We start from the raw sequence: 9,922 nt of genomic DNA, 5'->3' as shown, positions 1-9,922 counted from the left end.
CCTCCCGCCTCAGATTCTTCCGAGCGTTTCTCCGCGTCCACCGGGGGCCCTTCCCAGGAGCCCGACATGAATATCAGCGCCAACGGCATCAAATTGATCCAGCAATTCGAAGGCCTGCGCCTCAAGGCCTACCAGGACGCGGTGGGCGTCTGGACCATAGGCTACGGCCACACCGGTCCGGACGTGACGCCGGGCTTGGTCATCAGCCAGGCCCAGGCCGACGGGCTGCTGGCGCGCGATTTGAACCGCTTCGAAACCGGCGTCTCCCGGCTGGCCCTGGTGCCGTTGAACCAGAACCAGTTCGACGCGCTGGTCAGCTTCAGCTACAACCTGGGCCTGGGCTCGCTGCAGAACTCCACCCTGCTGCGCCTGCTCAATCAGCGCGACTACGCCGGCGCCGCCGCCCAGTTTCCGCGCTGGAACAAGGCCGGCGGCAAGGTCTTGCCCGCCCTCACCCGCCGCCGCGCGGCGGAGCAGGCGCTGTTTCTGCAACCGGTCTGAGCGAGTGGTCTGAGTGATGAAAAAAGCCCAAGCATCCGCTTGGGCTTTTTTTGGGAACGCGGCGGACTCCGCCGCGCCGCCACCGTGTCTTATTGCGGCGACTGCACCAACTGGGACTCTTTCACCCCTTTTTGACCTTCGGCTTCGTCCACGCTCTGCAGCTTGTTGCGAGCGTACAGCACGCCCATCTTCACTTCCTGCCAAACGTAGTAAATCTTGCCCGCCACCATGTCCAGAGTCAGGCTGGAATCGTTCTCGGCCTTGCCCACCAGCGTGTGCGAACCCGGCTCCAGATCGGCCATGATGTAGGTTTTGGCCACGGTGTCGCCCAGGGCCTTGTTGTCGGCCAGGACATTCATTTTCACGGCGGCGCCTATCGCCTCATTGCGATAGATGTAGACGCGGGCCTTAGCCGGCTGAGCATTGAACTGTTTGGCCTGGGCGTCCGCCTCGGGCGTAGCCAGCGTGGTGGAGGCGCATCCGGACAGCAGCGCCAGCAGGGAAGCAGCGGCAAATAGTTTTTTCACGGAAAGTTCTTTCTTATATTTAAATGGTATGGCGGCGGGGATTCTACATGCAAATATTCCGCCTCGCATCCATCCATTTTCACTTTCCGAAAATGCCGAACCGGCCTCGCGGCCCCGGCTCAATCCTCATCCGCCAGCACCGTCTCGCCGTCGCGCTGCGTCAGCGTGAAACGACGCAGCGGCCGGTGGCGCGCGATCAGCTCCGCCAGCAGCGGCGAATGGCTGGTTACCCACAGCTGGCTGTGACGGCCGGCCTCGGCGATCAGCCGCGCCAAGGCCGGCAACAAGTCCGGGTGCAGGCTGTTTTCCGGCTCGTTCAAGGCCATGAAAGCCGGCGGACGCGGGCTGAGCAAGGCCACCGCCAGGCACAGGAAACGCAGGGTGCCGTCGGACAATTCGGCCGCCTCCAGCGGCCGTAGAATGCCGTCGCGCTGCATCAGCATCTGGAAACGACCATGCAGCGCTTCCACCTGGAAGCCACTGTCCGGAAACGCATCAGCCAGCACGCTGCGCAGCAGCTCAACATCGCCGATCTCCACGATGGTCTGGAAAGCGGCCGCCAGGTTGCCGCCGTCGTGCGCCAGCACCGGCGAGCGGATGCCCACTTGCGGCGCGCGCGGCGGCGAGCCGGGCCACACCGCGAACTCATGGTAGAAACGCCAGCGCCGCAGCGTCTCCCGCACTTGCGACACCTCGGGATAAAGATGCGGCTCAGCCAATTGGCCGAACACCGACTCCTCGGCCTGCAGGCCCAAGGGATAGGTGGTCCTGACCCCGTCCACGCTGGTGAGAAAGGCGCTCTGATTGCGCCGCTCCAGCACCTGGGCCGATGGGCGGCGGCCCTGGCCGGCCAGCCACAGCGTTTCCTCCTTCACCAATGGGTCCAGCGAGAACAGGCTGCGGCTGGGCTCGGGGTAGCCCAGCTGCAATTCGTAGTCGTAATCGGCCAGCCGCGCCGCCAGCGCCATGCGCTTGGGCTCGCCCTTGCGGTCGCCGCGGCGCAGGCCGCCGGCCCACATCGCCTTTTGAATGCCGCCCTCTTCCGCCAGCGCCGCGGACAGGCGGCCGCAGGCGGCCTCGTGCAGCAGGCGCACCGCTTTGTAGAGATTGGATTTGCCGCAGCCATTGGGCCCGACGACGACGTTGAGCGGCTCCAGCGCCAGCCGCAGCTGACGGATGGAACGGAAACCCTTGAGGCTGAGCTCGTGAATGGACATGGCGGCTCCGGTGACGACGGAGCCGCCATTCTAGCGCGGACGCGCCGTTTTACTGCAGCGCCTGGTTGATCACCATGGCGATGCGCGCGCCGGCCTTGACCAGCTGCTGTTTGACCAGCTGAGCGCCGGCGGTCTGGTAGGTGCGGTCCAGGTAGGCCACGTCGCTGGGCGCTTGGCCGCAGCTGAAGTTGGACAGCGGGCCGTAGACCTCGCTGCGCGCGTACTGATTGGATTCCTTGATCCAGTCATTGACCCGCCCGCTCTGCCAGCCGGCGATGTTGCGCGCGTAGTACTTGAGGTTCTGCGTCGCCCAGCTCTGCTCGTTGGCGCCACTCAAGGCCTGCTGCACCAGGGCGGTGTCCCACACCGAATGCAGATTGCCGGTCTTGTTGCTGCCGGCCAGGCGCACGCGGACGTCGTTGCCGCCGCGGTCGTGGTTGTCGGCCGCGTGCAGCGGCTGGTGGATGTCGCCGATCATGTGGAGCAGGAAGGTCAGCGCCTGGGCGCGGGCGGACTTGCTCGCGGTTTTGTCGGCCAGCACCTTGCTGTAGCGCCCGATCTGATTGGACGCGCAGTTGCCGCTGGGGCAGTCGTCCTCTTCCACGCCGTCGCACACCGGTTCGTCGTTGTAATGCCATTGATCCGAGCCCGGCAGCTGCTGTTTCAATTCCTGCTTGTGCTGGTCCATGTACAAGGCCAGCTGGGCGAAGTCCGCGTTGGGGATCAATTGATTGACCGCGGCCTTGGCTTGAGGGCTCAGCAATTGCTGGGCGATGTAACCGGTGACGCGGTGGCCTTCCTGACCCCAGGCCAGCGCTTGAGCGCTGGGCAGCGCGAAGGCGGCGGACAATAACAGGGCGAGCGTAAATTTCTTCATGACGGTTTCTCTTGTGATTGTGATATGCCGAGACGGGCGCGCCGCCCGCCGTTTTTATGGCGAACGGATATTACCCGAAAACCGTTAAATTAAGATGCCAATATCATTTCATTTGAAGATATACGCTGTACGACCCCGTAAAAAAACCCGGCAATGCCGGGTTTCCTTTTCCTGCTCATTCCGCCGCGCTCAACGCGGCCGGTCGCCCAGGATGGTGGCGCGGTGCATCACCCGCCGCTGCGGCAGGTAATCCGCCACCGCGTAATGCTGGGTCACGCGGTTGTCCCAGAACGCCAGATCGTTTTCCTTCCAGCGCCAGCGCACGGTGAATTCCGGCCGCGCGGCATGGGCGAACAACAGGGCCAGCAGGGCATCGCTCTCGCGCGGCGCCAGTTCCAGGATGCGGGTGGTGAAGCCTTCGTTGACGAACAGGCCCTTGCGGCCGGTGACCGGATGGGTGCGCACCACCGGGTGCACCACCGGCGGATGGTCGCGGCTGGCCTGTTGCCAGCGCGCGTATTGCGGCGTGTCCTTGAAGCGGCTTTCCGGGAAGGAATGAATAAAGCTGTGCTCGGCGCTGAGGCCGTCCAGCAGCGCGCGCAAGGCCGGCGACAGCGCGTCGTAAGCGGCGCTATTGCTGCTCCACAGCGTGTCGCCGCCCACGTCCGGCAGCTGCCGCGCCGCCAGCACCGCGCCCAGCGGCGGAGCGGCGATGAAGGTGACGTCGGTATGCCAGTTGTCGTTGTCCGGCAGATTGTCGACATGGGTGTCCAGCACGATGATTTCCGGCTGCTCCGCCACCGTCGGGTAGACCGGATGCAGGTGCAGATCGCCGAAGCGGGCGGCGAAGTCGCGCTGCTGGCGCGGCGTCAACGGCTGGTTCTCGAAGAACAATACCTGGTGGCGCAGCAGCGCCGCCTCGATCGCGTCGCGCTCGGCGCCGGACAGCGGCGCGCTCAGATCGACGCCGGAAACAATGGCCCCCAGGGCCGGGCTGATGGCTTGCAGTTGCAGGCTCATGAATGTGCTCCTTATCCGCGCGGCGGAAACCAAATCCAAAAAATCGAAAACTCGCTCAAAAATGTTCCGGCGCGGCCCAGCCGGCGAAGCGCCGCTCCGCCCAACGCAACCCCAATTCCAGCGCCAGCGCGATCCAGGCGATGATCAGGATGCCGGCGATCACCGCGTCGGTGACCAGGAACTGGGCGGCGGACTGCACCATGAAACCCAGGCCGCGGGTGGCGGCCACCAGCTCCGCCGCCACCAGGGTGGACCAGCCCACGCCCAGGCCGATGCGCAGCCCGGTCAGGATCTCCGGCAGCGCGCTGGGCAGCACCACCAGCCGCAGCAGCTGGCCGCGGCTGGCGCCCAGCGAGCGCGCCGCCTGCAGCCGCGCCGGGTCCGCGCGGCGCACGCCGGCGGCGGTGGCGATGGCCAGCGGCGCGAAGATGGCGAGATAGATCAGCAGCACCTTGCTGGCTTCGCCAATGCCGAACCAGATCACGATCAAGGGCAGATAGGCCAGGGGCGGCACCGGCCGGTAGAACTCGATCAGCGGGTCCAGCGCCGCATGCGCGCGCCGGCTCATACCCATCAGCATGCCCAGCGGCACCGCGGTGGCCGCGGCCAGCAATAGCGCCAGGCCCACCCGGCCCAAGCTGGCGGCGGCGTGACGCCACAGGCTGGCGTCCATGAAGCCGTTGACCGCCAGGTCCGCCAGCCGCGTCGCCACCTGGGCCGGGCCGGGCAGAAATAGCGGCGACACCAAGCCACCGGCGCTGGCCGCCCACCACAGCAGCAGCAGGCCGCCCACCGACAACGCGCTGGGCCAGCGCCGACGCCAGGCGGCGAAGCGGCCGGAGAACGGTGCGGGGGCATGGGCCGGCGGCGGCGCGCTCAGTTCGGCCTGCGCGGCCGGGCCCAATTCAGTCAGTTCAAGCGGCGGCATGGTCGGCCTCCTCGGCGCGGAAAATCCAGTCCAGCAAATGCTCGCGCATGGCGATGAAGGCGGGATCGGCCTTGATCGAGCGCGCCGATTCGCCGGCGGCATAGCGGTGGGCGAAGCCCAGTTTCTGCCGCAGCGCGATGCGGCCGGGGCGCGGCGTCAGCACCAAGAGCTCGGTGCCGAGGAACAGCGCTTCCTCGATGCTGTGGGTGATCAGGAAGATGCCCTTGCCGCTGCGCTGCCACAGGCTGAGGATCAGCGACTGCATCTTTTCCCGGGTCAGCGCGTCCAGCGCGCCCAAGGGCTCGTCCAGCAGCAGGAAGTCGGGATCGGCCGCCAGCGCGCGCGCCAGGCCCAGGCGCTGACGCATGCCGCCGGACATCTGGCTGAGCGCGTGGCCGGCGAAGGCTTCCAGCCCCACCCAGCCCAGCATGCGGCGCGCCTCGCTTCGCCGCCGTTCGCGCGGCACCCCGCGCAGGCGCAGGCCGAAGGCGACATTGTCCTCGGCGTTGAGCCAGGGCATCAGCGCGTCGTCCTGGAACACCACGCCGCGATCCGCGCCCGGCCCGCGCACCGGCCGGCCATTGGCCAGCACCCGGCCCTGGCTGGGCGTCTGGAAGCCGGCCATCAGCCCCAGCAAGGTGGACTTGCCGCAGCCGGACGGCCCCAGGGCCACCACGATCTCGCCGGAACGCAGCTCCAGCGACACCCGGTCCAGCGCCTGCACCGGGCCGGACGGGCCGGCGTAGCTGACGCCGGCGTTTTCCACGATCAAGCTCGCCATCGCGGCCTCCTCATGCTCAGCGCGTCTGCGCCAGCCGCACGAAGCGCGGCTCGACATAGGCTTGGTAATCGGGCAACACCGTTTCCACCTTCTTCTGTTCCTTCAGGAACAAGGCGGTGTCGCGCAGCGCCTTGGCGGTGCCGCCGCCCAGCAAGCGCGGCGATAGCTGCTCCTGCGCCAGCGGGAAGCGGCTGCCGGCCAGCAAGCCGGGAATCTGCGCCGGATCGGCCCCGGTCAGCCGCGCGATCTTGGCCACCTGCGGCGAGCCGACGCTCCAGGCCGCCGGCTTGGCGCGGTAATCGGCGAAGGCCTGCAAAGTCACCTTGGCGAAGGCGGCCAGCGCCTGCGGCTGAGCGGCGGCGAAGTCTTTGCGCGCCACCCAGGCTTCGAAAGTGGGCGCGCCCCATTGCCCCACTTGTTCGGAATTAACCAGCACCGAGCCGGTTTTCAGCGTCTGGCTCAGCGCCGGGTCCCAGACATAGGCGGCGTCGATGTCGCCGCGCTGCCAGGCGGCGCTGATCTCGGACGGGCGCAGATTGACGATGGACAGCTTGGCCGGGTCCAGCTTCCAGTGCTTGAGCGCGGCCAGCAGGCTGTAATGGGTGGTGGAGACATAGGGCACCGCCACCTTTTTGCCGATCAGGTCCTGCGGGGTCTTGATGCCGCTGCCCTTGCGCGCCACCAAGGCCTCTGAATTGCCGATCTCGGCGACGATCAGAAAGGTCTGGATCGGCAGTTGACGGGTGGCGGCGGCGCTGAGCGGACTGGAGCCCAGATCGGCGATATGCACGTCGCCGGAAGCCAGCGCGGCGAGCACTTCCGCGCCGCTCTCGAACTTGCGCCACTGCAGCGGCCGGCCGATGGCTTTTTCGTACAGGCCGTCGGCCTGGGCCACCTTGGATGGATCGACTCCGGTCTGATAACCGATGACGATGGGCGCCTCGGCGGCGTTTGCCGCCAAGGCAGCGAGAGAGAGGCTGGCGAGGCTGAGCGCCAGCAGAGAACGGCGGGATATGGACATGGCGTGCTCCTGATAACCGGCTCACGCTCTGCTGCGCGTCGGCGGGGCGGGGTTGAGAACCGCTTTGGAATGCTGAGATACCGGGGTACACTCCGCTCCCTCAGCGGCTCTCGCCTCGTCTCGCCCTAGCTCGCAAGATCGTAAACAGGCTCAAAGTGGTGATGGACTCAGCACACTATAAAAGCCATGTTTAATATCAAAAAGTAATTAAATTTGCTTTCAATATTCCAAATAAATCAATAGCGTATTGGGGCACAGCTCGCCTCACCACACCACCTGGTCGTTCAACGTCAGCCCGCCGGCCGGCGCTTGCAACACGCGGTTGCCGGCGCGCTGCTCCCAACTCACGCTGCCGTCGGCGTTCTTGCGGTAGTACTTGTACTCGATCCGCTGACCCGCCGGCAGATTGACCCTGGTTCTCCACAAGGGATAAGCCGCCGCATCCGCCGGCAGGCCCAGGTCGGTGTTCCAATTGCCCAATCCGCGGGCCGCGCCGGTCACATACAGCTGCTGTCCCCAACTGGTATCGGCGGCGGCCTGGATCTCCACCGTCGCCTCATCGGCCTTGGGCTCCACCCGGCAGGCGTAGTAACGCGCGCAGGCGGCTTCCGGCAAATCCACGACGCGGCCGGCGCGGATGGAGGCCAGCAGGCTGATGTACTCCCCCATCGCCCAGCTCAGCGGCGCGATCGAGCGGGTGGGCGTACCGGCGCGGTTGCCGACAGGCGTCTCCACCGCCCAGCCGTCCGGCAGCACCGCGCTGTGCGGCCACACCTGCTCCGGCAGCATGCCCTCCGGCGTGGCCAGCTGTTTCAGCGCGGCCAGATAGGGCTGGCCGGCCGCGCCGCCGCCCTGGCGCGCAATTTCGTAGATGCCGCGCTCCGCGGTGAAGATGGGCCACAGCCGACCCACCCCGCTGCCGGCGAAATCGCCGCCGTCGTTGCGCTCGCCGTAGCCGTCGAAGTTGTAGCGGAACCAGGCGTTGACCGGCAGCGCCGTCGCGCCGGGCAGGTCCAAACGCTGGCCCAGCACCGCGTCGTAAATGCCCAGCGTGGCGAGCACCGCCGGATCGTCGGCGCGCTTCACGCCCATGCGCACCAGTTCCAGGAAGCCGCCGTCCACCACCCGGCGCGCGTCGCGCCCGCCACCGCCGTTCTTCACCTCCAGCGTTTGCGGCGTGTCGGGCCCCAGCGCCGGCGCCTGGCCTGTGCGGCTGACCCCGCCGGCGCGCGCGGACGGGTTGAGACGCAGATAATAGCGGCCGTCGCCAAAGCCGCCGCTGCGGGTGAAGGTCCAGGCGTCCACGTTCTGCTGCCAGTAATCGGCGGTGGACAGATAGCGCGCGGCGCTGGCGTCGTCGCCGTTGGCGCGGGCGATGTCGGCGGCGGCGGCCAGGCCGGCGATCTGCGCCGCCAGCGTGGACGGCGAATAGCCGCTGTTCTCCTCCCAGCGCTCCTGATAGGTCCACGGCCCGGCGCTCAGGATGTAGTCGGCGGCCAGCTTGATGCGCGGCCACAGCGGCGAGTACACCGCTGGCCCCTGCCGCCAGGCCAGCAGGATGGGCATGGCCTGCTCGTCCATCTGGGTGCCCTGCCAATATTGCGCGCCGCTGACCCAGGCGTTTTGCGGAAAGCGGCCGTTGCGGCTGAAGCCGTCCGGGCAACCGGCGGCATCGTATTCCGCCACGCCGCAGTCGCGACGCTGCTGCAAGGTGTTGAACAGATAATCCGTCACCCGCGCGGCGGTGGCGCGGTCGCCGGCGGTGAGCAGGGCGTTGGCGAACTTGAACAGGTCGCGCGGCCACACCAGGTGGTAGCCGCCGGCGTTGGCGTCGCCCTGGCTGGCGCCCCACGGCGTGCCCAGGCCGGCCACCATCGCGCCGCTGGCCTTGTCCTGCATGGTTTTCAGCGTCATCGCCGCCAGGTAGTAGCCGTCGTCGGCGCTGCCGCCCTGATCGGACAGGCCGGCGGCGTAGGCCTGCCAGCCGGCGTCGTAGCGCCGCTGCGCCGCCTCCAGATCACCGCCCAGCGCGGCGGCGGCCGTGTCCAGCGCCTGCCCCTGACTGGCGCCGAATCCCAGCACCACATCGAAGGACACACTGGTGGCGCGCGGGTCGCCCAGTTCCAGCCAGCCCATCTGCGCCACATTGCCGTTGCCGGCGGAATCGAAAGTCCAGTCCATGCGCTTGTCCGCCGCGCCGCCCAACAGATCGGTCCAGCCATCGCTCAAACCGACAAAGCCGCTGGACAACATGCGGCGGCCGTTCTGCGTCTTCCACGGCAGGCTGCTCAGCAGCGCCGAAGCCCGCTGATTGCGGCTGGCGGCCAAGGCCGCATCGCCGCCAACACGCGTCAGGGTGGCGGCGCTGTTGCCGGCGCCGGCATTGTCCAGATAGGGTTTGAACAGCAGGTAGAGGCGGAAATCGCCGACGCGGCGGCCGTCCAACGCGCTGAAGGTGACGCGCTGGATCAGCGCGTCGCGCGCCGGATCGGTGAAGATGCGCTTGCTGATGCGCCAGTGATGGGCCGAGTTGCCGGTCTGCGCCTGCCAGCTCATGCTGCGCGGATGCAGCCGCTGCACGCGGTAGTCCTGCCGCTTTTCCTCGTCGATGAAACCGCCGCCGGCGTCGCCCACCAGGAATTGCAGATCCACCGCCGCCTGGGTGTCCACCGCCGGGTAGAACACCTCGGACACCACGCCGCGATAACCGGTGAAATACACCCGCGACGGCCCCTCCGCCGCCACGCCCACGAAAGACTTGGCCGCCGGGCCGCGCACCGGCGTCAGCCCCGGCGCGCCAAACGCCTCGCCGGCCTGCGCCGCGCCGCTCAAACTTCCCGCCAGCAGGGCCAGGCCCATCCATTGCTTGATCATGTCCGCTCGCTCCTGAGTTGGCAGGGAGCGTAGCAAAACAAAATCTAAATGTCATTTGAATGGCAAGCCATTTCCAGCCAGTCCAGGCCTTAGGGTCAGGCGCTGAAATTTTACTACCCGTCGCTTAGCCGCGGTTCAACGTCTCGCGAGCCAGGGCGGGACAAGACCTTTTCCGC

Annotated in this window: 9 protein-coding genes; 1 reads left to right on the top strand and 8 read right to left on the bottom strand. The window is 67.3% G+C overall.

The annotated features are described in order from the left end of the window. The first annotated feature begins 66 nt into the window (after positions 1-66). Entirely contained in the window at positions 67-501 is a 435-nt protein-coding gene (locus tag HA052_RS08125; RefSeq protein ID WP_166451536.1) for a lysozyme, read from the top strand. A gap of 89 nt (positions 502-590) precedes the next feature. Here the strand turns inward: HA052_RS08125 and HA052_RS27925 are convergent, their stop codons facing one another. The 8 genes from HA052_RS27925 to HA052_RS08085 form a co-directional block, all read right to left on the bottom strand. Next, entirely contained in the window at positions 591-1,028 is a 438-nt protein-coding gene (locus HA052_RS27925; RefSeq protein ID WP_206118823.1) for a DUF2846 domain-containing protein, read from the bottom strand. 119 nt (positions 1,029-1,147) lie between these two features. Continuing rightward, positions 1,148-2,245, bottom strand: a complete 1,098-nt coding sequence (locus HA052_RS08115) for an AAA family ATPase (protein WP_166451535.1) — start codon at positions 2,243-2,245, stop codon at positions 1,148-1,150. 49 nt (positions 2,246-2,294) lie between these two features. Further along, the gene (locus HA052_RS08110; RefSeq protein ID WP_166451534.1) at positions 2,295-3,122 is read right to left on the bottom strand and encodes a S1/P1 nuclease; all 828 of its coding nucleotides are present in this window, start codon (positions 3,120-3,122) and stop codon (positions 2,295-2,297) included. A gap of 189 nt (positions 3,123-3,311) precedes the next feature. Next, entirely contained in the window at positions 3,312-4,142 is an 831-nt protein-coding gene (tauD, locus tag HA052_RS08105) for a taurine dioxygenase (RefSeq protein WP_107801454.1), read from the bottom strand. A 55-nt stretch (positions 4,143-4,197) separates the two neighbouring features. After that, positions 4,198-5,070: a taurine ABC transporter permease TauC gene (gene tauC, locus HA052_RS08100; RefSeq protein ID WP_166451533.1), complete on the bottom strand. Its 873-nt coding sequence runs from the start codon at positions 5,068-5,070 to the stop codon at positions 4,198-4,200. Further along, positions 5,057-5,851, bottom strand: coding sequence for a taurine ABC transporter ATP-binding protein (locus HA052_RS08095; protein ID WP_107802110.1), 795 nt, complete (start codon positions 5,849-5,851; stop codon positions 5,057-5,059). The genes tauC and HA052_RS08095 overlap by 14 nt, the downstream gene beginning before the upstream one ends. Before the next feature lie 16 nt (positions 5,852-5,867). Further along, complete coding sequence (gene tauA, locus HA052_RS08090) at positions 5,868-6,872, bottom strand: taurine ABC transporter substrate-binding protein (protein ID WP_114152888.1); 1,005 nt, start codon at positions 6,870-6,872, stop codon at positions 5,868-5,870. A gap of 264 nt (positions 6,873-7,136) precedes the next feature. Further along, positions 7,137-9,746 (bottom strand): glycoside hydrolase family 15 protein, encoded by a 2,610-nt coding sequence (locus tag HA052_RS08085; protein WP_206118822.1) that lies wholly within the window; start codon positions 9,744-9,746, stop codon positions 7,137-7,139. Positions 9,747-9,922: the final 176 nt, after the last annotated feature.

Origin of the sequence: Chromobacterium fluminis (genome assembly GCF_011602385.1) — a bacterium.
Classification (GTDB): domain Bacteria; phylum Pseudomonadota; class Gammaproteobacteria; order Burkholderiales; family Chromobacteriaceae; genus Chromobacterium; species Chromobacterium fluminis.
Note: the sequence above shows the minus strand (reverse complement) of the source record. Positions and strands in the feature narration are given on the sequence as shown.